Source organism: Archangium violaceum (assembly GCF_016887565.1).
GTDB classification, from domain to species: Bacteria; Myxococcota; Myxococcia; order Myxococcales; family Myxococcaceae; genus Archangium; species Archangium violaceum_B.
Map to the genome: position 1 here is coordinate 2254354 of NZ_CP069396.1, position 22492 is coordinate 2276845.

14 protein-coding genes are annotated in these 22492 nt (G+C 69.9%); 3 read left to right on the plus strand and 11 right to left on the minus strand.

Features of this window, described 5'->3' with window-relative positions; all coding sequences use genetic code 11:
- Positions 1-5: 5 nt before the first annotated feature.
- Together JRI60_RS09505 and JRI60_RS09510 are read right to left on the minus strand one after the other, a co-directional pair.
- A complete protein-coding gene (locus JRI60_RS09505; RefSeq protein WP_204225524.1) occupies positions 6-1157 on the minus strand; it encodes an imelysin family protein in 1152 nt (383 codons plus the stop codon).
- A 142-nt stretch (positions 1158-1299) separates the two neighbouring features.
- Positions 1300-1896 (minus strand): histidine phosphatase family protein, encoded by a 597-nt coding sequence (locus JRI60_RS09510; RefSeq protein ID WP_204225525.1) that lies wholly within the window; start codon positions 1894-1896, stop codon positions 1300-1302.
- Between the two features lie 141 nt (positions 1897-2037).
- On the opposite strand from JRI60_RS09510, the gene JRI60_RS09515 reads away from it, so the two are divergent.
- On the plus strand, positions 2038-3525 hold the full coding sequence (locus JRI60_RS09515) for a serine/threonine protein kinase (protein WP_204225526.1): 1488 nt from the start codon (positions 2038-2040) through the stop codon (positions 3523-3525).
- An 11-nt stretch (positions 3526-3536) separates the two neighbouring features.
- Here the strand turns inward: JRI60_RS09515 and JRI60_RS09520 are convergent, their stop codons facing one another.
- The 3 genes from JRI60_RS09520 to JRI60_RS09530 form a co-directional block, all read right to left on the minus strand.
- The gene (locus tag JRI60_RS09520) at positions 3537-6848 is read right to left on the minus strand and encodes a CHAT domain-containing tetratricopeptide repeat protein (RefSeq protein WP_204225527.1); all 3312 of its coding nucleotides are present in this window, start codon (positions 6846-6848) and stop codon (positions 3537-3539) included.
- Positions 6849-6935: 87 nt separating this feature from the next.
- Positions 6936-7997, minus strand: a complete 1062-nt coding sequence (locus JRI60_RS09525; protein WP_239470434.1) for an ADYC domain-containing protein — start codon at positions 7995-7997, stop codon at positions 6936-6938.
- Positions 7998-8096: 99 nt separating this feature from the next.
- A complete protein-coding gene (locus JRI60_RS09530) occupies positions 8097-12146 on the minus strand; it encodes a bifunctional serine/threonine-protein kinase/formylglycine-generating enzyme family protein (RefSeq protein WP_343213398.1) in 4050 nt (1349 codons plus the stop codon).
- Positions 12147-12240: 94 nt separating this feature from the next.
- On the opposite strand from JRI60_RS09530, the gene JRI60_RS09535 reads away from it, so the two are divergent.
- The gene (locus JRI60_RS09535; RefSeq protein WP_204225529.1) at positions 12241-13161 is read left to right on the plus strand and encodes a sigma-70 family RNA polymerase sigma factor; all 921 of its coding nucleotides are present in this window, start codon (positions 12241-12243) and stop codon (positions 13159-13161) included.
- Between the two features lie 97 nt (positions 13162-13258).
- Entirely contained in the window at positions 13259-14362 is a 1104-nt protein-coding gene (locus JRI60_RS09540; protein WP_239470435.1) for a winged helix DNA-binding domain-containing protein, read from the plus strand.
- Positions 14363-14374: 12 nt separating this feature from the next.
- Here JRI60_RS09540 and JRI60_RS09545 read toward each other — a convergent pair whose 3' ends face one another.
- The 6 genes from JRI60_RS09545 to trpB form a co-directional block, all read right to left on the minus strand.
- Positions 14375-17638, minus strand: coding sequence for a lantibiotic dehydratase (locus tag JRI60_RS09545; protein ID WP_204225531.1), 3264 nt, complete (start codon positions 17636-17638; stop codon positions 14375-14377).
- Entirely contained in the window at positions 17635-18825 is a 1191-nt protein-coding gene (locus tag JRI60_RS09550) for a lanthionine synthetase C family protein (protein ID WP_204225532.1), read from the minus strand. Before JRI60_RS09550 ends, JRI60_RS09545 begins: the two co-directional genes overlap by 4 nt.
- Entirely contained in the window at positions 18822-20075 is a 1254-nt protein-coding gene (locus JRI60_RS09555) for a radical SAM/SPASM domain-containing protein (protein ID WP_204225533.1), read from the minus strand. The genes JRI60_RS09550 and JRI60_RS09555 overlap by 4 nt, the downstream gene beginning before the upstream one ends.
- Before the next feature lie 92 nt (positions 20076-20167).
- Entirely contained in the window at positions 20168-20365 is a 198-nt protein-coding gene (locus JRI60_RS09560) for a hypothetical protein (RefSeq protein WP_204225534.1), read from the minus strand.
- A 123-nt stretch (positions 20366-20488) separates the two neighbouring features.
- Entirely contained in the window at positions 20489-21280 is a 792-nt protein-coding gene (gene trpA, locus JRI60_RS09565) for a tryptophan synthase subunit alpha (RefSeq protein WP_204225535.1), read from the minus strand.
- Positions 21277-22485, minus strand: a complete 1209-nt coding sequence (gene trpB, locus JRI60_RS09570; protein ID WP_204225536.1) for a tryptophan synthase subunit beta — start codon at positions 22483-22485, stop codon at positions 21277-21279. The genes trpA and trpB overlap by 4 nt, the downstream gene beginning before the upstream one ends.
- Positions 22486-22492 lie beyond the last annotated feature (7 nt).

Below are 22492 nucleotides of genomic sequence, written 5' to 3' on the forward strand. Positions count from 1 at the left end.
GTTCATCACTCCAGGTTGAGCTCGATGCCGAGCGCGGTGGCCACGTCGACGAGCGTCTCCGTCTGAGTCTTCAGCGCCTCGACGGCCGCCTTCACCTTCTGACGGCCGGGGCTATTCTCCGCACCGAGGATGGCCTGGTCGAACGGGCCGGGGATCGCCTGAATGGCGTCCAGGCTGGCCTGCAGCTGCTCCTTCATCTTCTTGTCCAGCGCCGGGTCCACCTGGGCCACCAGCTCGTCCAGACCCGCGCCGTCCTGGCCGCCGTAGCGCCCCAGGTACACGTTCTGGATGCCGACCGCGTTGGCGTACAGGTCCGCCAGCGTGCTGTCGCTGAAGCAGGAGTGCTCGTCCTCCTGGTCCTTGTTGTCGTAGGCCACCGTCATCCGCTCGCCGGACAGCTCGGCGCCGCTCAGGCTGCCCATGCCAGTGAGGATGCGCTGCACGGCCTCCTCCGCGTCCAGGGCGATGAACTGCTTCGCGTAGTTGTCCGAGCCCGGCGTCCACTGCGCCCGCACCGACTCGAGGTCCTTCACCAGCAGGTCCGTCGCGAGCTTCAGGTACGTGCGGCGGCGCGCGGCGTTGGGCGCCGTGCCCCCGTCCACGAAGTCCGAGGCCGGCCGGTTGCCCGGACCCGTCTCGCTCCGGTCCTGGCCCCAGAGGAGGAACTCGATGGCGTGGTAGCCGGTGGCGATGTTCGTCTCACCGTCGCGCTCGTTGAGCGACTTGAGCAGCTCCTCGTCCAGCTGGGCGTAGCTGTCCGTGGCGTTGATGATGCCCGCCGTCGGCGAGCCCTCCACCGCGTCGATATAGGCCTCGTCCAGCGGCCAGGCGTTGATGCGACCCTCGGGGCCGGTGTCCTCGTCGTCGATGGGGCCGCCGTAGAAGCGGAAGGACTCGCTCTGTCCGTACGCGGGACGCGCCGCCAGCCACGCGTTGCGCGCCGCCGCCAGCTTCGCCTCGGTGGGGTCCGCCACGAAGACGTTCACCGCCGTCTGCAGCGCCCGCGCCTTCTCCACCGCGTCCGTGTAGTTCTCGTTCACCAGCGCCGCGTACCGCTCCACCACCGGCCGCGCCCGCGCCTCCTCCAGCGGCTCCTCGCCACAGCCCGTGGAGACCAGCGCTCCCGCCACCAGTGCCATCCAACCGTGCTTCTTCATGTGTGCCCCTCTTGCACTCGGGCCGCGCTCTGGGGCGGCCGCGTGTCTGTCCGACGAATGGAGAGGCCTGATAGCGAGATTGAAAATCAATGTCAAAATGGGGGCGGGCGAAGGGTCACGGAGTGCATGGGGCGTCTTGGCCTCAGCCGCGCAGGTGGGTGGTGTCGTTCCAGAGCTGGAGGACCTGCTGGTCCCCCTCGCTGTCGAAGCCGAGCACGCTGATGGAGGCGGTGCTCAGGGTGAAGAGGCGTCCCTCGGAGGGAGGCAGGCCCAGCCAGCGCGCGGTGAGCACCCGCAGCAGGTGGCCATGGGCGAAGAGGAGCACGTTGCCCTCCACCGCGCGGGCCTCGGCGATGACGCGGTCGGCGCGGGCGCCCACGTCGCGCGCCGACTCACCGCACGGCACGCCGTCCGTCCAGATGGTCCAGTTGGGGCTGGCGGCGCGGATCTCGCTCTTCGTCTTGCCCTCGAAGGTGCCGTAGTCCCACTCCATCAGGTCCGCGCGCATCTCGGCCACGTCGCCGTAGCCGGCCAGGGCGCACGTCTCGCTCGCGCGGCTCAGGGGACTGGTCCACACCGCGGCGAAGCTCCAGGCGTGCAGCGGCTCGCGCAGCTCGGTGGCCATGTGGCGGCCTTCTTCCAGCAGGGGGATGTCCGTGCGGCCGGTGTGCTGGCCACTGCGGCTCCACGCGGTTTCTCCATGGCGGACGAGGACGAGCACGGGTGATCGGGGCTTCATGGGGTTCCTCTCGGGGCCGGCGCACTCTGCCATTCCCCGAGGGCCCGGCGGAACACCCCCCGGGTACGAGCTTTCAGTGCGTCACGGACGGGCCTTCTGGTCGTCCTAGGGGAGTGAAGGGTGCCCCCAGGAGGCGCGGGAATGACGGACGAGAAGCCGATGGGTCCCTCGTGGGGTGAGGGGTTGGAGGATCTGGGCGAGCTGGGCCAGGGTGGCATGGCCCGGGTGAGGCGCGCGCGGGACACCCGGCTGCGGCGCGAGCTGGCCGTGAAGGTGCTCGCCCCAGAGCTGGCGGAGAACCCGGAGGCGGTGCGGCGCTTCCAGGCGGAGGCGCAGGTGACGGCGCAGCTCGAGCACCCGCATGTCCCGCCAGTGCACGAGATGGGCCTGGCGTCCAACGGCGATCATTACTTCTCCATGCGGTTGGTGGAGGGGAGCACGCTGGATGTCATCCTGCGCGACCCGGACTTCGACGTGGAGGACGAGGCGCGGCTGTTCCGCGTGCTGCAGGTGTTCCTCAAGGTGTGTGACGCGGTGGCCTTCGCGCACAGCCGGGGCGTCGTGCACTGTGACCTGAAGCCCTCCAACATCATGGTGGGCAGCCATGGCCAGGTGTACGTGATGGACTGGGGCATCTCGCTGCTCAACGAGATGGGTGAGCGCCCCGTCACCGTCGGCCCCGAGGAGCGGCGTTCTCCGCGCACGGGCAACGTGATGGGGACACCGGGGTACATGGCGCCCGAGCAGGCGCGCGGTCACCACCAGGCGGTGAATGCTCGCACGGACATCTTCGCCCTCGGGGCCATCCTCTACCGCATCCTCACGGGCCGGCGGCCCTACTCGGACTCCACGGGGAAGGAGGCCTACAGGCGCTCGCTCTACGCGGAGGTGACGCCTCCGGAGCAGATGGCTCCGGACAGGCGGCTGCCGAGGTGGTTGTGCGCCATCGCCATGCGGGCTCTGTCGTTCGGGCAGGAGGAGCGCCACCCCCGGGTGGAGTCATTGCAGGAGGACGTGGAGTCCTACATACGGGGAGTGGGGCGCTATCCGCTGAGGGCCTTCGGGGCGGGACAGGTCATCGTCCGCGAGGGGGAGAAGGGAGAGCGGGCCTACGTCATCCACCGGGGGCGGTGCGTGGCGTACAAGCTGGTGGGAGGGCGGAGGCAGGTGCTGCGCGAGATGGGGCCGGGGGACATCTTCGGGGAGACGGCCATCTTCGCCTCGCAGGTGCGCACCGCGACGGTGGAGGCGCTGGAGGAGACGGTCGTCTCGGAGGTGGGCCGCGACGCGCTGGAGCAGGAACTGCAGATGACGTTCATCATGAACCGGGTGGTGCGCTCGCTGGCCCGGCGCTTCCATGACGTGGACCGGAGGACGAGCGTGCTGGCCGCGGAGGTGGACGCAGCCCATCTGGCGCGCGAGGTGCTGCTGCACCTGAACTTCCATGGCACGGCGGTGTCGGGCGAGGAGCGCACGGCGCCGTGGAGGCCCCTGTGCGAGCGGCTCGTGCGCCAGCTGGGGCTCTCCGCCGAACAGCTGGCCACCGCCGTGCGCGCCGTGCCCCAGGTGTCGCTGGACGAGGCTTCCGACTGCATCACCCTGCGGGCCTCCGAGGTGGAGAGCGGGTGAGCGGAACCTGCTCATTCCTGGGGGCGCGGAGTGAGCGGCTCGAGTGAGCGAAGCGGAGCATCCCGCCCCAGGGCGATGAAGGGAGCCCAGGCATAGGGGTGAGGATGGAGCTGGCGCAACTCCAACATGGCTTCGCGCAGTGCCGAGACGCGTGGCTTGCCCGCCAGCAGGTGCCGGTAGTAGCCCTGCATGAGCTGATGGGTGGTGTCGTCATTCACCTTCCATAGGCTGCTCACCACCGTCTCCGCGCCCGCGGAGATGAGGGCGCGGCGCAGGCCATAGACGCCCTGGCCGAGCTTGACGTCACCACGACCGGTTTCGCAGGCGGAGAGGACGACCAGCTCGGTGCCCCAGAGGTCCAGACTCGCGAGCTCCAACGCGGTGACGAGGGAGCTGTCAGGGGAGTGGGGCTCCTGGGTGGTCGCGCCGGAGAGGACGAGACCGGAGCGCAACAGAGGGTCTGGCAGGTGTTGGGTGGAGAAGTCCCCCGAGAGGGCGCCGGAGTGGACGACGGCGCGAGAGGACTCGGGCGTGGCGGAGTCCTCGAGGAAGAAGCCATGGGTGGCGATATGCAGGACGCCTGGGGTTGGGAGTGAAAGCAGTCGTTGTTTGGAAGCCGCGGAGCCGAGGAAGAGCTGGGCTTGGGGGAGCAGCTGTTGGATGGCCTCGGCTTCCTGACGGGTGCCAGGCAGGGGCACCCAGGTGCGAGAGGCGAGGTCGGCTCGGAGGGTGGAGAAGAAACGCTCGGCGGACGAGGAGCGCGGGGCCAGCGAGGAGGGGTGTTGCGGTGCGTCGGAGGCCGTGGAGGGAGAGGCGCCAAAGTCCGGGTCCGCGAGGACGACGACGGAGCGAGAGGGAGGAATGTCCTGGGGACGGGGTAGCAGATCCTTGCCGGAGGTGAGGTAGGTGAAGTGGAAGGAGTCCACCAGGAGGCCCTTGCCGTCGTGGAGGGCGGCGAAGGGGACGAGGTTGAGCTGGCCATCCGGTGAGAGGAGGAGGTGGCGGACGTTGCCGAGCAGGGGCCGCAGGGGGCGGAAGGCCAGGGCGTGCAGGGCCTGGGCGGGGCCCAGCCAGGCCGCATCTCTGCTGGCCAGTGCGTCTCGAAAGGAGGAAGCGGCCTGGTCAATGGCAGCCGCGGGTCCGAGGTCGACGGTGCGGATGGTGGCGTTGGGAAGGAGCACGAATGCCAGGTAGCGAAGCTCACCAGGCACTTGGGACTCGGGCGTGCCGGGCTTGGGCACCACCGGGCGGTCCGTGTAGGCGACGAACTCGACGAGGGCGCCGTCTCTGGGGAGTGAGGAGGCGACGCGGTCGACGATTTGCTCGGGGCCGGGGAGAGCGGTGAGGGCACGGAGGGGGGCGGAGTGTCTGGCGATTTGGGTTTCAAGGGCGTCCCCTTGTTCGGTCAGAGATTTAAGGCGCTGCTGGTAGTCAGCGGGGGAGGAGGAACCGGGGCCCTGGTGCGACAGGGTGGCGAGTTGGGTGCGCAGTCCCCGCAGCCGCTCGAAGGTGTTGCGGTCCTCCTCGCCGAGGCCGAAGTAGATGGTGCGGGATGTGTTGGCGGTTTCCTCGATGGAGCGGCCCTTGCGCAGCAGGACGGAGGAAAGGGCCAAGCGCCGCACGCTGGCATCACCAGGGTGCTTGCGCAGCAGGGAGTAGAGGAAGTCCTCCTCGGAGCGGAGAAGTTGCAGGAAACTCGTCAGACGCGACTCGGAAAGGTCGAGTCCCTCCTGGCGCAGGCGCAACTCGGAGATGCTGAAGGCGCGCGTGAGGAGAGCGACGGACTGGACACGTTGATTCCGGGAGAGGCGGAGTTGGGCGAGGCCTTTGAGCGAGGAGGCGACGTCAGGGTGCTGCTTGCCGATGGCTGTCTCCAGAATGGCGAGCGCGCGCTCATACAGTGGCTCGGCCTGGCTGTACAAACCCTGATCCCTGTAGAGGTTGGCGAGGTTGTTGAGCGAGGAGGCGACGTCAGGGTGCTGCTTGCCGAGGGCTGTCTCCAGAATGGCGAGCGCGCGCTGATACAGAGGTTCAGCCCGGCTGTACAAACCCTGATCCCTGTAGAGGTTGGCGAGGTTGTTGAGCGAGGAGGCGACGTCAGGATGCTGCTTGCCGAGGGCCACCTCAAAGATGACAATCGCGCGCTCATACAGTGGCTCGGCTTGGCTGTACAAACCCTGCTTTCTGTAGAGGATGGCGAGGTTGTCGAGCGTTTGGGCAACGTAAGGGTGCTGCTTGCCGAGGGCCGCTTCTCGGATGGCGAGCGCGCGCTGATACAGAGGTTCAGCCCGGCTGTACAAACCCTGCTCCTCGTAGAGGATGGCAAGGCTGTCGAGCGAGTCGGCGACGCCAGGGTGCTGCTTGCCAAGGACTGTCTCTCGAATAGCGAGCGCGCGCTCATACAGAGGCTCGGCCCGGTTGTACAAACCCTGCTTTGCGTAGAGGATGGCGAGGTTGTTGAGTGAGGAGGCGACGTCAGGGTGCTGCTTGCCGAGAGTCGCCTCGAAAATGGCAAGCGCGCGCTCCTGTAAAGGCCCGGCCCGGCTGTACAACCCCTGCTCCCTGTAGAGGATGGCGAGATTGTTGAGCGAGGAGGCGACGTAAGGGTGCTGCTTGCCGAGGGCCGCTTCCCAAATGGCAAGCGCGCGCTCATACAGCGGCTCGGCTCGGCTGTACAACCCCTGGCCACTGTAGAGCATGGCGAGATTGTTGAGTGTTACGGCGACGGCAGAGTGCTGCTTGCCGAGGGCCGCTTCATTGATGGCGAGCGCGCGCTCCAGCAAAGGCTCGGCCCGGCTGTACAACCCCTGCTCCTTGTAGAGGCGGGCGAGGCTGTTGAGCGAGGAGGCGACGTCAGGGTGCTGCTTGCCGAGAGACTCTTCTCGAATGGCGAGCGCGCGCTCAAATAGAGGCTCGGCGCGGCTGTACATACTCTGCATCCCGCAGAGTATGGCGAGGTTGTTGAGCGAGGAGGCGACGTCGGGGTGCTGCGGGCCGAGGATCGCTTCTCGAATGGCGAGTGCACGCTGAAGGAGCGGCTCTGCACGGGCATGGTTCCCCTGCCTCAGATACAAGTCGCCCAGCAGGCTCAGGCTCGCAGCCACCTCCAGGTGCGAGTCCCCGAGTACGGCTTCTCTAAGCGTGAGCGCCTGCTCCCCCTTGGTGATTGCCTCAGTGTACTTGCCAGCCTTCTGAAGCTTTGTCGCCTCCTCGAATGCTGTCCGTGCCTTGGACAGCCGTGGCTCCAGCTGCTCCTCTCCCGCTGCCTTACCCGCAGCACAGTACAGAACGACCACTGTCATCCATCCGAGTATCCGCCACATGCTGGCTCTCCGTATTTCAATTCCGGGTCTGTCAAAGCTCGTTTCAACAGCAGGTCCACCCTCCTGGGCCAGAAGGGTGCGCCTGGTTCAGTACGCCCGGTTGCGCAGCAGCGCCGCCCCGGGGCTCACCCCCGCGCGCTGTACCGTGCATCGGTCCCCGTTGCCCAACTCCACTGCCTGACCCGTCTGGAAACGCCCGGGGCACTCCCGCAGGACCGTCTCGAGCGCGCGCCTGTCCCGGGTGCGAGCCATGCAGGAGGCGCCGTCGGCGGCCCAGGTCGCTTCGAACGAGGCTCGCTCCGGGTCCCACACGGCCGAGCGCTCCATCGTGGGCGCGAGCACCCCCAGCGTGTCAAACATGTCGATGGGGGTGTCCTGGCGCGTATGGCTCTGGCCATTGCCGCAGTAGTCCGCGCGAGCCATGCGCGTGCACGCCTGGTGGAGCTCGGCCAGTGAGTGCCCGTCGTGGCTCGCCCATGGCTTGTAGCCCCAGTTGATGCATTTGGTGATGACGCCATTCTCGCACGCCAGGGTGAACTTGCCCTCCACCCCCTGGTGCGCTCCGCTTGCGTCCCACACCCCGCTCACCGCCAACGCCCGCGGGTCGGGTATCTGGCTGGTGCCCACGCAGGGGTTCTCCCACCGCTGGGCCCGCGAATTCCACGCCTCAATGCGGTACCACACCAGCTCCGAGTCTGCTGGCGAGGGCTCCGCGCCGCACACCGCGACCTCCACCGGCTTGCCATCGCTGGACGTGCCCTGGAGCACCGTCCCCACCAGGCTCCGGGATGCCTCGGGCGAGGCCACCAGCCGCCCTCCCTCCAGCCGCAGCGAGGGCACCTTGGGAGACACCGGCTTCAACGGGGCCAGGTCCACCGAGACGAGCACGCTGCGCCGCTCGTCGGGCTCATGCCGGTCGCCCCAAACACGCCGGGTACCCCACAGCATGGTGCCTTGGGGCCACACGGCCCGGTTGGATGTACGGTCTTGGCAGCGCCGTGCGTACCGCTCGGCTTCGGACACCGGGGCCACGGCCAGCCCCGGGCCCGGCTTCTTCTGCGTGGGGGCACTCGGCTCGCCGGCAAACGCGGGCCCGGCGAGGACAAGGAACAAGCCGCCAAGTACGGACTTCCTCATCACGCTCTTCATGGCATTCCTCCCGTGGGGAGCGCTGGCGGCAGGCCAGTGTCCTCCCTTCTGTTGGGCTAGACACAGGCACGCGGCGGGCTATGCACGAATTCGTACCTGCTACGGCCGAGGGGCGAATGGCGCACAGACGCGCACGCCAATGAGGACGTCACGCTGGGTCGGATCGCCCGCCGTGCGGTTGGCGACGCGGGCGCCAAACTGGTCGTAGTACCAGGCGCCTCCACGCAGGACGATGCGGCCGAGGTCCGCCGTCGCCGGCCTTGTCAGCTCGAACGCGTTGCCCGCCATGTCGAGCAGACCGAAGGGACTCGCCGAGGCCGGATGGGCGCCGACCTCGTCGGGTCCGAAGGACCTCCGCCCGTACGTCACATCGATGTTGACGTCGTCGGGCTCCAGTCGGTCGCCATGAGGGTAGGTGCGGCCGTCGGCGCCCCGGGCGGCGCGCTCCCATTCGCGCTCACTGCACAGGCGCGCCCCGGGCAGCCGCCCGGACTGGTCGAGCCAGTAGAAGTACCCCTGGAGGTCATCGGCCGAGACGCCAGTCAGGGGCAGCTTGCGCCAATCCACCGTCTGTCGCTCCTCGCGGCCGGGGTAGCGGATCGGCTCCCCCTCGTGTGCTGTGAGGACGAGGTCGCTGGAGCGGCGGAAGGAAAAGGTCCAGCCTCCTCCTGGTTGCTGCCGCAGGGTGACGGCGCCGGCGGTGCTGAAATGTGGCTGCTCGAGGACGCGCCGGGCCTCGGCCCCGGGGGGCAGCGTGTCGAGGTAGTCCAGCCAGTCCTGGAACGTCACCTCCCTGCGCCCGATGAGGTACCCCTCGCCGAAGCAGACGCGGTGCAGCGGCGCGGCGGTCATGAAGAGCCGAACCTGCTCCGGGTCGGCGCTGCCCAGCAGGAAGCAGCCGGGAGGAATGTAGACATGGCCCTCGGGCACGGCCTCGGGGAGCACGAGGTGAAGCCGCTCGCGCCCGCCGCGCGTGAGCAGCAGGGGCAGGTCGACGGGTGCACGGCCAGGACGCGTCACGCGCAGGTGATAGGAGCCCGCGGGGAGCGACGCGGGGGAGAGGGGCGTGGGACCGAGCTCGCTGACGGGCTCGCGGCGCAGCACCCCCTGGGCGTCGCTGACGTAGCGCTCGATGGCGACCTTCGCGCCAGGGGGCTCGGTCACCAGCTCGAGCTCGGCTGGGGCCGACACCCGCTGCCGCCACTGCGCTCCATCCCTGGCATCTTCGATCAGGTGCTCCAGGCGCTGTCGCAGCTCCTCCTGCGCACCTTGCCGGTGGAAGCTCTCGGCGAGCAGCAGGCGCTCATAGGTGGCCTCCAGAAGCAACTGGCGCGCCTGGCCCTGAGCGCGCCCGCGCTCAAGCGCCCGCTCCAGGGCGCGGGTGGCGCGAGCATAGGCACCCTCCGCCTGTGTGAGCAGGGCGAGTGTCTCACTCCAACGTTGCTCGGCGGTGGGCCGGGAGTACTGGGAACCCGGTGCCGCGGCCAGGGGTGAGGAGGCAATGGGCTGTTCGTCGAACTGCGCGAGTGCCTCCTCCCGGCGTGCTTGCACCTGCGCCCCGAGGGTACGGCCCATGGCGAGCGCCTCCCGTGCCTCCTGGAGACGCTCGGAGACGAAGCTCACGTCGGCCAGGTACTCCCTCAGGCGGAGGGCGCCATAGATGACGGCGGGCGCGAGCAGTACCAGCAACAGGACCAGGCGCCGTCCCCAGCGCTGGCGCCTCGCGGCGCGGGAGGAGGCGAGCAGGAAGGCCCGCTCGCGCCCCCCCAGCGTGGAGGCGTCCAGCGGGTGGGCCTCGTCGAGCTGACGCTGGCCCCACAGCGCCTCCCGGGGACGCGACAGGCGCTCCCATTCGGCGCTCGCCGCCTCGATGCGCTGGCGCACCGCGCGGTGGCCGATGTCGTTGTCGAGCCAGTTGCGCAGCGTGCCCCAGCGGGTGAGGAGCGAGTCGTGGGCGATTTGATACCGGGCCTCGCCCGCCGCGGTGCTCGCGTGCAGCAGCCGGCCCTCGACGAGCACGCGCAGGGCGGCGCTGGTGGCCGCGTCCTCCGCCGTGCCGAGCTCCCGCTCACCCCGCTCTCCGCGCGTGCCCTCGGCCGTCACCAGCCGCAGCAGCAGCCGCCGTGCCGCCTGCAGCCCGGCCGGATCGAGGCGCGCGAGCACCCCGTCCGCGTGCCGCGACAGCGCTCCGGCCACCCCGCCCATCTCCTCGAGGGCCGTCCGGGTGATGCGGCCGTGCACCGGATCGTGCCGCCGCCAGAGCTCGGTGAGCGCGAACTGGAGCAGCGGCAGGCTGCCCGCGCCCTGCGCCGTGGACGAAATGAGTGTCTGGATGAGCTCGTCGGACTCGAAGACGACGCCCTGGCCACGAGCGGGGCCGACGATGGCCTCGCGCATGCCCTCGGCGCTCAGCGGCCGCAGGATGTAGAGTCCCCGCTCGGCCTCGTCGCCCAGCCCTGGCAGTGCGCACACGCGTGTGAGGAAGTCGCCGCGCACCGCCAGCAACACGCGCACCCCGGCGGAGGGCAGGGCCAGCTCGCCCAGCAGCAGGGCGAAGCGCTCCGCCTGCTCGGGCTCGGCCAGGGTGATGAGCTCCTCGAGCTGGTCGATGAACAGCAGGAGCGCGCGCCGGCCCTCGTGCGCCTCGCGCAGCGCCTGCCCGAAGCCGGTGGGAGTGGAGGAGAATGCCTCGAAGAGCTCGGCCTCCTTGCGACGCAGCAGGGGCGCGAGCGCGGCGGCCAGGGACTGCAGCGGGCGGCGGCCGGGGCAGAGCGTCACCGTGGTGCACTCGCGGCCCTGGTCCAGCTCGCCGAGGGCCACCCGGGGTAGCACGCCAGCGCGGCACAGCGAGGACTTGCCCACCCCGGAGTCCCCGGCGACGAGTACCAGGGACTGGCGCTGGAGGCGCTCGAGCAGGGCGCGGATGTCGTCGTCGCGTCCGAAGAAGAGCGCCCGGTGGTTGGCCTCGAAGGGGGCGAGGCCGCGGTAGGGATTGCCGGTGGCCAGGGGCGCGGACGCGTTGTCCTTCTCCAGCCGCTCCAGCAACTCGCAGATCCGTTCGGCCGAGGCGAAGCGCTCGGAGGGGTCGGGCGCCAGGCACTGGTGGATGAGCGCGGCGAAGTCCGGATCCATGCCCTCGGCGAGCCCGGCCGGTACAGGGGCGTCGTGCGGCTCCTGGGCGGGAGCCCGGCGGCTGAGGCGGGCGAGCAGCTCCTCCTGGGCGCGTGGCAGCCGGTCCGTGCACAGCTCATGGAGCACGAGGCCCAGGGAATAGATGTCACTGCGAGGCGTGGCCGAATCGCCGCTCAGGAGCTCGGGGGCCATGTAGCGCGGCGTGCCCGCGAAGAGCGGTTCGCCCGAGCGCAGCGAGTCGGCGCTACGGTCGAAGCGCTCGGCCAGGCCGAAGTCGAGCAGCTTCACGTCGCTCTGCTCGGTGACGAGGGCGTTGGAAGGTTTGATGTCGCGGTGCAGCACCCCGTGGCGATGCGCCGCCGCCAGCCCCCGGGCCAGGCCGAGCCCCAGCGTGAGCACCCGCCGCCAGGGCACCGGTCGGGGCAGCTTCGCCAGGCTCTGACCAACGACATACTCGGAGACGATGTACGCGTGCCCCTCGATTTCACCGACGCGGAAGACGGTGACGACATTGGGATGCTGCAGGCGGGCGATGGCGCGGGCCTCGGCCTCGAAGTGCGCGCGGACCTGGGGGGAGGGGTGCTCGGAGGCGATGAACTTCACCGCCACGAGCCGCTCCAGGGAGGTGTCCTGCGCCAGGTAGACGACGCCCATGCCGCCTCGGCCGATGGGGCGCATGAGGCAGAACTCGTCGAACCGGGAGGGAGGAAACCAGGGATTGCTGTCTGGCGGCGCTCCACCGGGCGCGGTGCTGCCGCCCGGATCCGCTCTCTCCATCGTGGAGGTGCTGTCGTCCAGGGGTTGCTTCTTCGCCTCGGGGGGAACGCCTTGCACCGCCAGGCCGCCGCGCGCGACCGTGGCGAGCAGGGCACGGCAATCATTGCACTGGGCGGCGTGGCGATGGGCGCGCGCCAGCTGCTCTTCCGGCAGCCGGCCCTCCATCAGCTCCACCATCAGCTCGTCGGTGAGGCAGTCGCCCTTGTCGGGTCCGGCCTTGGGTGAGTCTTTCGGTCTCACGGAGCTCATCGACGTGGATTCCGGTGAGGACTCAAGGGTTGTTCAGCGGGACCCGGCTCATGGTGCGGCGAGACGGGATGCTAGGCTGTGGATCATGACACAGCCGTCGGAACTGGTCGCCACGTTTCTCGCCCACACGGGAGGGCGCCTCGAGGCATCCGCGGAGGCCGACGCACTGGAGGGCCTGCTGCGCCGCGTGTGGGAGGATGCCCGCGCCCAGTGGCCAGAGGTGGAGCTGCCCGCCGAGAGGTTCATCCGACACCTGGCCGAGCGGCTGCCGGAGGCGGGTTCCGACGGGCAGATCGGGCCTCGGCTCGAACAACTGTCCTTGCCAGAACTCTATCTCGCGTGTGCGTGTGTGCAGGGGATTGCCGAGGCTACCGTGGCCTTTGATAGACACTACCTGTCGAGGTTGCCAGGGCTGCTTGGATACTTGAGGCAGCCAGCGGCAATCATCGACGAGGTCTGTCAGCTGACGCGGGTGAAGCTCCTGGTCCACACCCCCGAGGGGGCGCCCCGGCTCAATGACTACACGGGCCAGGGTTCGTTGTTGAGCTGGGTGCGAATCACCGCGGTGCGCATTGCCCTCAGGGTGTGTGGCTTGGACAAGCCCGCGCCTGACGAGGGCGTGGTGGAGGTGCTCGAGTCGCTACCAGCGCCGGGAGATGTGGAGTTGGACCTCATCCGGCGGCGCCATCACGCCGAGTTCCGCCAGGCTGTCCGCGAGGCTTTCGCCGCGCTGTCGATGGATGAGCGGCACCTGTTGCGGCTCCATGTCGTGGACCAGCTGTCGACGGTCGAGCTGGGAGCGCTGTTTCGCGTGAACCAGTCCACGGTCTCTCGCTGGTTGAAGAGTGTGCGGCAGACGGTCTTCAACGAGACCCGGCGTCGGCTGCAGGCGCGGCTGGGGCTTTCCGCGCGAGACTTCCAGAGCTTCCTGGGCGCTCTGGACAGCCAGCTCGAGCTGGGCATCAGCCTGATTTTCGGCGAGGAGGACGCGCAGGCCCGCAAGTGAGCTCCGGCAGGAGAAAGTGTGGTTCACTCGGCGCGGGATGAATGGCATGCGAAGGACTTCACGAGGTCGGAGCGGCGGGATTGGAGGCGGAGAGGGCGTGGTGACCGTGCTCGGTCAGCGCGCGCTCAACCGGGCGTTGCTCGAGCGGCAGCTGTTGCTCCAGCGTGGGAAGCTTTCGATTCCCGCGGCCATCGAGCATCTGGTGGGCTTGCAGGCCCAGGCGCCGAATCCACCCTACGTGGGCCTCTGGACACGGTTGGAAGGCATCCGGCTCGACGCGCTGACGCGTTTGATGGAAGACCGGCGTGTGGTGCGATCGGCCCTGATGCGCGGGACGCTGCATCTGGTCACCGCGCGTGACTTCCTGAAGTTGCGCCCGGTGCTGCAGCCGGTCCTGGAGCGTCTTCACAACGGAGCCTACGGTCGTCGGTTCGAGGGTCTGGATGCCCACGAGGTAGCGGCCGTGGGCCGGGAGTTGCTCGAGGAACAGCCGCGCACCAGCGCGGAACTGGGCAAGCTGCTGCGCGCGAGGTGGCCCGGCCGTGATGCGGCTGTGCTCGCCAGCGCTGTCCGCAACCTCCAGCCGCTCATCCACGTGCCGCCCGCCGGTACCTGGGACTCCCACAAGCCCGCAGCCCTCATTCCGGCGGAGAGCTGGCTGGGCCGCGCTCTCGAGCCCGCGTCCTCGCTGGATTCACTGATCAAGCGCTATCTGGCCGCGTTCGGTCCGGCCACGGTCCAGGACGTGCAGACCTGGTCTGGCCTGGTGGGTGCGCGCGACGCCATGGAGCGGCTGCGGCCGCGACTGCGAACCTTCCGGGACGAGCACGGTCAGGAGTTGTTCGACGTGCCCGACGCCGCACTTCCCGATCCGGACACGGAAGTTGCGCCCCGCTTCCTTCCCGAGTTCGACAACGTCTTGCTGTCATACGCGGATCGCTCCCGCATCCTCTCGGAGGAGGCTCGTGCGCGGGTCTTCACCAAGAATGGTCTGGTGCGGTCCACCATCCTGGTGGACGGCTTCGTCCGCGGAATCTGGCGGATCCACCGCGACCGGGACATCGCGACCCTTCACATCCAGCCTTTTGAAAGGCTGTCCAAGCAGACCCGTAGCGCTTTGAACGACGAGGGAGCACGGCTGCTCGACTTCGCCGCCAGCGATGCGGAGCGCCACGACGTGCGGTTCGACCCTTTGGAGTAGGCCGGCCCCGGCTCAATCGTTCGACGTCACCATCCGGGCTCCACGGGCCATGCGCGAGGCGTATAGGCGGGAGAGGAAGTCGTAGAAGACGAGCTCCTCCCGTGTCCCCGCCGCGCGCAGGAGGCGATTCGTCTGCATATGGGCGAAGACGGCCGCCAGCTCGGGAATGCGCACGCCCAGCCGGCCTGAGCTCTCCGCCTCGTGGAGCGCCGCGGCGATGGGGGCCAGCCGCTCGGAGCGGTGGCGGAGGATGTCCATCGCGGGCGTGAGCGGATGCGATTCGAGGGGGCCGGGCGCGAAGAGGGGCTCGAGCTCCGCGCGCTCCTGGCGGTAACGGGCGCCGAGCTGGTGCTCCAGTGAGGTCTTGGGACGGAGCTGCTTCCAGAGGCCCGCTCGAAGGTCTCGGGCCAGCTCGCCGCGTGCGGCCAGGTCGAGCCCGAGCGACTCCCAGAGCGCATCAATGGCTCTCAACGCGAGCCGCCAGCGCCACGGCGAGCTCACGGCTCCTCCCAGGCTGGAGAGGAGTGCCAGCACCGACTCGCTGTCGATCTGGAAGATTTGCTCGGCGAGGAGGATGCCCGTCTCGCCGCCGTAGCGCTCCACCTCACGCTGGTAGGTATCGAGCTGCACGCGCCAGATCCGGCCATCGGCGAGCAGCGGCGCGGTGGCCTCGTGGAGCGCGGGCAGCAGCTCGCCCAGGAGCCGCCGGGGCTCTCCGTGGAAGCGCAGGCGCAGGTGCCACTCGGGGTCCCGGTAGCGGATGAAGAACCAGCCATCGGCCGCGCCGGAGTCCAGGGTGTTCTCCACCAGTGGCGCCACCACGGTGCGCAGGACGCGGTCCGCGGTGACCGGGCCGCAGGAGAGCTTCACGTAGAGCCACTCCGAGCCGGGAGGAAACTGGCGCGGGAGGTTGGAGGCGGGAGTCCGGGCTGGAACCGACACCTCACGGGCGGTCCGGGCGGGCTCCTGCGTGCGCACGAACGGAATGACGAGCTCGTGGGCGAAGCGCCCTTCCGGCCCCTGGACGGGGAGCGCATCCGGCCCGGGGAACAGCTCGACCAGCCGTGCCTGACGCAGGCCCCTGGCCCGCTGGGCGAATGCCTCGATGCTCAGGAGATTGTCGAGATCGACGGGAAGGCGCTGGTCGTTCTCCTCGAGTGCGACGTACCGGGGGAGCCGTAGCCGTTCGCGCAGCGCCTGGACGGCTCGGAAGAGGGGCTCGCCGCTCGTGGAGCCCAACATGTGCAGTGTCTGCTCCGGCAGCCACCAGCGCGCCAGGGAGAGGACGAGCCGCCCCGAGACGACCCTCGGGAGGTATGGCGCGCCCTCCAATGGCCCCCAGCGCCAGCGGAGGTTGGCGGCCACCCCCTGCCCCTGCAACGCGCCCAGGAACCGGTAGACCGGGAGGCCTCGTTTGACGTTGTGCGTGGTGGTGAGACGCGGAAGGACCTCGCGGCCCAGCCTCGCGGAGCGGAGGACCACCCGATCTCCGACCACGGACACGAGCAGCTCGCCGAGCGGAATCTGTTGCTCGGGCGGCGCACCGGAGCGGCCGAGGAACGGAATCTCGTGCTCACGCAGCAGGGGCCGGAGGAGGACGTTGCCCACGTGCCCCTCCGGGAGGTGGGCGAGCTCCGCGTGGAGGGCCTCGGGATGATGGGCTTCCTCGGCCCGGAGCAGCGCCCGGACGTGGTCGGCCAGGCCCGCATCGGCATGGCAGAAGCGGGCGAGCACGTTGGCTCCCGAGGGTCCGTTCACCGAGTGCACACAGAGCTGGAACTCCCCGCCATCCAACGCGGCCTCGGAGGCGGCGGCGAGCGTGGCCGCCATGGAGAAGGCCGCGGGCAGCGGCAGCCGCTCCTTCTGCTCCAGTGCCTGGAGGTCCTCGGGTTCCAACACCAGCGCGGACGCACCCGAGCGCAGGACGTCATGGAGCTTGCGCTGGAGGAAGGTGTGACGCTCCTCCCAGGGCATGGTGGGGCTCGCGTCCTCCGGGTCCAGCTCCAACCCCGATAGCAGCGGCGCGGCCTCGACGGCTGGGGCCTCTCCATCGTCCGGGAATCCAATGCCGGACTCCGCGTCGAGCACCTCCAGGAGGGGCACCTCGCGCCGCTCGTAGCGCTCGCGAAAGGCCGTGCGAAAGCGCAGCAGGGCGTCTTCCTGGCGAGGGGAGATGCGGTGCAGGAGCTCGACGGCCGCGAGCGCCTCCTCGAGGACCCTCGGGCCCAGCCTTGCCTCCCGCACCGGCTTCACCAGGTCCACCTGGAACACGGGCTGCCCGCCCGTGGGCGCTGGCAGGGCTTCCAGCGGCCTCGTGGCGGCGTGATACCGCGCGGGCGGGACACCGAGCCCTTCCCGGTCGAGGGCTTCCAGTGCCACGCGGGCCTCTTCGAGGACGGCCGCCGCGTCGATGCCGGATTCGAGCGGTGGTCCGCCCCGGAGCTCTCGCACGAGCGCCAGAGCCGGATCGATGCCAGTCACCGGCGGCTCGAGGTCTGGCACCAGCACCTGGCTGTCGATGAGCTTGTCGATGAACTGCTCCGCGTCCTCCAGCTCGATGTCGGGATCGTGCGCGGTGAGGGCCTCGGCGAGCGCGCCGCGAAGCACTCCGTGCCGGGCCTTCTCCAGCGCGAGCTCAAGGTACTCCGAGGGCGTCAGGGAAGTAGCGCGATAGGCGCGCCCCTCCTGTCCCGATGTGCTCGGGAGCACCTCGGAGAAGCGGAGCTGGCCAGCGGCGCGGTACAGGCTCGAGTTGGGCCGCCAGATGAGGCGCTCCCGCCGTGCTGGCTCCCGCGCGAATGACTCGGAGAGCACCACGAGCAGGCCCATGTCGAGCCGCGTCCGGCGCTGGTAGTCGGTGAGCCCGGCGAGCGAGAGCCGCGTGTCGGCTCCCACCCTTCCGCTCGAGCTGCCGCTGAAGAGGCCGAAGGGCGTCGCCCGGGCCGCCATGCGCTGGACGTAGCGCACCAGGGCGCGCTCCACCTGGAGGCCGGACCTGCTGTCCGCCGCCTCGCGCCAGCGCGCCAGGTGCGCCTCCAGGCCGGGAGAGGCGACGAAGAGCGCTTCACGCACCTCGGGCCGGTCCACGAGTGCCGCGAGCCGCGCGCGCAGCAGGGCCCTGTCCGCGGCCAGTGCATCCCCCAGCCGTCCCGGCTCGGCGAGCGCCCTCACGCCGGAGAGTCCCTCTCCCCAGCGCACCAGCTCGTCGAAGGGGAGCAGGGGCGTCCGGAGAACGAAGAAGCCCGCGGGCCGGGCGGAAGCGGAGGCGTTCCTCATGGAATGTCCATCAGCAGCAGCCTGTCCCATTCGGGCTCCAGCGGCGTGACGGCCGAGAGCAGGGCCAGCCCGATGCCCGTGGTCCCCGTCAGCAGGCGCTCTTCCCGCGGCACCTCGGGTCCGCACAGGTCGAGCGCCCGGTCGAACCAGGCCCACGCCGCATCGAGGAACAAGGCCTCGTCCGTGGCCTGGTACAGGCGGTTGTAGAGGTGTCCCAATCCGGCCGCGCCATGGCAGAGGAACGCATCGACGACGCCGGTCTTCTCGGGAGCGAGGGTGGCGGCACGGCGGGCTCCCGCGAGCGCCGCTTCCTCCCAGGAGGACTCCCCCAGGTGGCGCGCGGCCATCAGCAGCGTGACGGCGATGCCGGGGTTCCCGTAGCACCAGGCGCTGCGCGCGGGCTCGCGGGGCGCTCCAGGTGCGAGGAGGGCCGGAAAGCCACCGGGTGCCTCTTCCTCCGAGAGGCGCCGCGCGAGCAGCCAGCGCACGCACCCTTCCAGCAACTGACGCCCTTCCTCACCGCCCACGCCGAAGCTCCGCGCCCGCGCCAGGAAGCCGATGACTCCCGGCACCCCATGCGCGACCCCGAGATCCTGACACCCCTCCGGGTAGCGTGACTGGCGCTCGGGCGCGAGCAGCTGGGGTGGCGTCCGGAAGCTCCATCCCTCTGGCTGGGGCTCGGCGAGTGCACGCAGGTGCTCGAACACCCGCTGCACCAGGGCGTGCCCCTGGGGACGCCGGTGCCGCTCGAGGCCGTAGACGCCCAGGCCGACGAGGCCGGAGATGAGATCGTACTTCCGCTCCCAGCGCGGCACGGCGAGCGTCTCCAGCAGCACGCCGTCGATGTTCGCGTTGAGGTCCACCTCCTGGGATTCCCGCCCCCAGGTGTGTTCCACCACCCAGGCCACGCCGGTGAGCCCCTCGTGGAGCGCCGGGCCCAGGCCGGCCGAGCGGAGCGCGTCGATGGCCTCGTCGAGGCACGCATTCCGCCGCTCCTCGTGGCCCTCGTCCGGGAAGGCGCGTGCGAGGTAGTGCCACCACAGGGCCTGCTGGCTCCTCACGACGCAGGTGGCGGAGAGAGCGCGGTCCTCGGGCGCCGGGGCGTCGAACGCCTCGGCCACGGCCCGGAGAAAGGCCAGGGCCCGCTCAGCCCGCGTGCCCTCGAGGATGGGCGCCCACTGCTTCACGCCACGGAGCGCTTGGGCTCGGGCACCGGCCAGGCTTCCCACCCGGCGGGCCATTGCACTCGGTCGTAGGTGAAGTGCAGGTCATCGCCCTCGGGCCAGGGCGCGTCCACCGGCTCCTCCACGAGGCGGAGCACTCCATGGTCGAACGGCTGGCCGGGAGCGGGGACGTCGCGCACCACCCGCTCGCGCACCCCGCGCCGCGCCTGCTCGAGCGTGCGGGAGTGGCAGTACGGGTTGTTGCCGCGCCGGTTGAAGAGGACGCTGGCCATCTGGCTGCATCCGCCCCGGCACACCTCGGCATAGCGGCAGCTTCCGCAGAAGCCCCACATATGGGCGGCGCCCTCGTCCGTGCCGGCGGTGGTGTTGAAGGTCAGCTCGCGCGACTGGAGGATCTCACTGAGCGGCTGCTTGCGGATGTTGCCGCCGATGTACTCCGCCGGCAGGGTGGGGCACCCCTTGATGGAGCCGTCGGCGTGGATGCCCAGCACGGAGATGCCGGCCATGCAGCCCGTCCAGATCTGCCCCGGGCTCTTGGCGAAGATGGCGTCGTCGTACGGCCCGAAGTAGCCGATGTCGTTGGCCGGCTGCACCGAGATGACGCCCTCCGCCTGCGCGCGCAGGGCCACCCGCGCCAGCGTCCGGTAGAAGGCATCCAGCTCGGCCGGCTGGAGCAGCATCCAGATGTTGTCCCCGCCGTTGCCCATGGCCGAGGTGAGTTGGATCTGCCAGCCCTTCACCCCCGCGTCCCGCAGGCGCTCGTAGAGCTGGGGCAGCTCCGGCGCGGACAAGCGGTTCACCTGGGTGTTGGCCGTGTACAGCAGGCCCGCGTCGCGGAAGTGACGGAAGCTCTGGAAGCAGAAGAAGAACGAGCCGTCCCGGCCGCGGATCCGATCGTGCGTCGCCTGCAACCCATCCACGGAGACGGACACCTGGTTGATGCCCGCCTCCTTCATCTTGCGCGCCGTTTCGCGCGAGATGCCGTAACCGCCCGTGGTCATCGAGCAGGTCATCCCATGGGAGGTGATGGCCTGCGCGATCTGCAACCAATCGGGTCTCAGGAAGGCCTCACCGCCCTCGATGGTCACCTCGGTGATACCGACCTCGGCGAGCTGCCGCGCCAGGTCCAGCGCTTCGTCCGTCGTCAGCTCGTTCTCCCGTTGGCTCCCCGCTCGCGAACCACAGTGGTTGCAGGCGAGGTTGCACTTGAGGGTCAGCTCCCACACTGCATACGCCGTACGACGGCGTCGCATGGGAGTGGGTTCGGGCTGTGAGGCGCTGGTCTCTGGAGGTGCCAAGGTCGTGAAGTGGCGGAGGGCGGTTCAGGACAGCCCGTACGGAGGGCCTACTTGGTAGTGGGCGTCTTGGTGGGCGAGGAGGGGTTGCACTCGAGCTCGGTCGGGGGCAGGCCGTAACGTGCCGCACCGCCGCGAACCGTCTCGAGGGACTCCTTGTCCAGGTCCAGCAGCTTGCGGGCGCGCTCCTTCTGACGCTCCACCACCTCGGTCCGCGGGAACACCGGCTTCTTCTCGGTCTTGTTCATCTGCCGCTCTCCTGTGTGAAAGGGGGATGCTCAGCGTACGCGTCGACTTCTCGCTGAGTCAAACCCACCTAATCAGAACTCAGGGCAAGGCGGGGCCCCCCACGAGGCCCCACCCGGCACGGCTCAGCGCTTCAATCCGCGCTTGATGTCAGCGCACACCTGACGGGCCGCGGCGGGCCCATCGGCCTGTGCGGCACGGACGATGGCGCTGCCCACCACCACGCCATCGGCGTGGGCGCCCACCACCCGGGCCTGCTCGGCGTTGGAGATGCCGAAGCCGGCGACCACGGGCACGGGCGACAGGCGCCGCACCAGCTCCAGCCGCTCGGAGAGGTTGGCCGGCAGCTCCGAGCGCATGCCCGTCACGCCCGCCACCGACACGCAGTAGACGAAGCCCCGCGCGTCCTTCGCGATGGACTCGGCCCGGGTCGGCGACGTGGTGGGAGCGCACAGCGGGATGAGCTCCAACCCTTCCTTGTCGAAGGCGACGCGGATGCCCGTGCTCTCCTCGGGCGGCAGGTCCGGCAGGATGGTGCCCGACACGCCGCGCTCCCGGGCCAGCTTCGCGTAGCGCTCCTCGCCCATGGCCATGACGACGTTGACGTACGTCATCACCACCAGCGGCGTCTGGGGGCAGCGCGCGCGCACCGCGGGCACCACCTCGTCCAGCACCCGCTTGAGCGTGGAGCCCGCCTTCAGGGCCCGCTCGGACGCGCCCTGGATGACGGGACCGTCGGCGATGGGGTCGCTGAACGCCACGCCAATCTCCAGGATGTCCGCGCCACCCTCCACGCACGCGGCGAACACGTCCACCGAGCCGGGAAGGTCCGGGTCCCCCGCCATGGCGTACGCCACCAGCGCGCCCTCACCGCGGGCCCTGGCCCGGGCGAACGCTTCCGCGATCTCCCCGCTCATGCTCCCTCCTGACCGATGGCGGCGGGAATCCCGCGCGCCGCGATGGTGGCCACGTCCTTGTCGCCGCGGCCCGAGCAGTTGACGACCAGGTGCTTGCCCTTGCCCAGCTCGCGCGCCAGGTCCCCCGCGCGCGCGAAGGCGTGCGAGGACTCCAGCGCGGGCAGGATGCCCTCGGTGCGGGACACCAGATAGAAGGCCTTCAGGGCCTCCTCGTCCGTGGCGGTACGCACCTCGAGCCGGCCCGTCTTCGCCAGGTACGCCAGCTCCGGCCCCACGCCCGGGTAGTCCAGGCCCGCGGAGATGGAGTGCGCCTCGATGATCTGCCCGTTCTCGTCCTGCAGCACCAGCGAGCGCGAGCCGTGCAGCACGCCCTCGGTCCCCAGCGTCAGGGACGCGCCGTGCTGGCCCGAGTCCAGGCCGTGGCCACCGGCCTCCACGCCCACCAGCCGCACCTGCTTGTCCTCGACGAAGGGGTGGAGCGCTCCAATGGCGTTCGAGCCTCCGCCGATGCACGCGATGACGGCGTCCGGCAGCCTGCCGAAGGCCACCAGCGACTGCGTGCGGATCTCCCGGCCGATGACGGCCTGGAAGTCGCGGACGATGGTGGGGTAGGGGTGCGGACCGGCCGCGCTGCCGATGACGTAGTAGGTGTCCTCCACCTGCGACACCCAGATGCGCATGGCCTCGTTCATCGCGTCCTTGAGGGTGCGCGAGCCCGACTCCACCGGGTGCACCTTGGCCCCCAGGGCCTTCATGCGGAAGACGTTGAGCGACTGGCGCTCCACATCCACCGCGCCCATGAAGACCTCGCAGGGCAGGCCGAACAGGGCGCACGCGGTGGCGGTGGCCACGCCGTGCTGGCCCGCGCCCGTCTCCGCGATGATGCGCTTCTTGCCCATCCGCTTGGCCAGCAGCACCTGGCCGATGGTGTTGTTGATTTTGTGGGCGCCCGTGTGCGCGAGGTCCTCCCGCTTGAGCCACACCTCGGCGCCACGCCACAGCTCGGTGAGCCGGCGCGCGGGCGTCAGCGGCGTCTCGCGCCCGACGTACTCGCGCAGCACCTGCGACACCTGCTCGTCGAAGGCTGGATCCTTCCGGGCCTCGGCATACGCCTGCTCCAACTCCAGCAGCGCCGGGACCAGCGTCTCCGGCACATAGCGGCCGCCATAACGCCCGAAGCGGCCAGGGGCGGTTTGCGTTTCCATGGTTCGT